At 60.9% G+C, this 1,104-nt stretch carries 1 pseudogene; it reads left to right on the top strand.

Annotation, left to right across the window (positions count from 1 at the left end):
• Window positions 1–1,104: pseudogene (locus EJD88_RS02755) on the top strand (RHS repeat protein); the annotation flags it as partial.

Below are 1,104 nucleotides of genomic sequence, written 5' to 3'. Positions count from 1 at the left end.
GCCGGCAGATTGCCCGTGAGGATGAACAAGGCGCGCTGACCCAATACCAGTGGGATGCAGCCGGTCGGCTGACTCGCCTCGTACTGCCCGGCGGCGCAACGCGGGAATATAGCTACAACCCCTACGGGAAAATCACCGCCGAACGCGATGAACGGGGCCACGTCACCCGCTACGAATATGCGGACGGCCTGCACCTGATCAGCCGCCGCATCAATGCCGACGGCAGCCAGGTCAAGTACCGCTACGACAACGCGCGTCTGCTGCTGACCGAGATTGAAAACGAAGTTGGCGAGACCTACCGGCTGGCTTACCACGCCAACGGTCTGATCCAGCAGGAAGTTGGTTTTGATGGGCAACGCACGGCCTACGCGTATGACCTCAACGGCAACCTGCAGGAAAAAACTGAACACGGCGATGACGGCAGTCAGTTGGTTACCCGCTATGAGCGCGACCATGCCGGTCGTCTCGTAAGAAAAACCCTACCCGATGGCAACAAGGTCGATTACGCCTACGACCGGCAAGGCAACCTCCTAAGCGTCGACGACGGCCACTGGGCGCTGGCCTACGAGTACGACGCCCAGAATCGCCTCACTGCCGAACACCAAGGCTGGGGCACCTTGCGCTATGGCTATGACGCCTGTGGCCAGCTTCAACACCTGCGCCTGCCGGACAACAACCGTGTGGCGTTCAACCATGCCAAGGGCGGGCATCTCGCCACAGTAGAACTCAACGGTAAGCCCCTTACCTCGCACCTGTTCAAAGCCGGTCAAGAACACCAGCGCCAACAAGGCCAACTGCTCAGCCATTACCACTACGACGACCAACAGCGCCTGCACGCCCATGCCGTAACACAGCAAGAACATCACCTGCTCCAACGCCACTACGACTACGACAGATCCGGAAATCTCACCCGCCTCAACGACACCCGCAAAGGCGAACACCACTACCACTACGACCCGTTGAATCGCCTGACCCGAGCCGACCACTCCCAAGACCTGCAAGAACGCTTCGGCCACAACCCGGCGGGCAACCTGCTCATGCAAGACCGCCCCGGCCCCGACATCGTCGCCGGCAACCGCCTGATGATCCAGGGCGACCGGCATT

The sequence above is a fragment of the Pseudomonas sp. PB105 genome, from assembly GCF_009764655.1.
In the GTDB taxonomy this organism is placed as follows: Bacteria; Pseudomonadota; Gammaproteobacteria; order Pseudomonadales; family Pseudomonadaceae; genus Aquipseudomonas; species Aquipseudomonas cyclaminis.
Note: the sequence above shows the minus strand (reverse complement) of the source record. Positions and strands in the feature narration are given on the sequence as shown.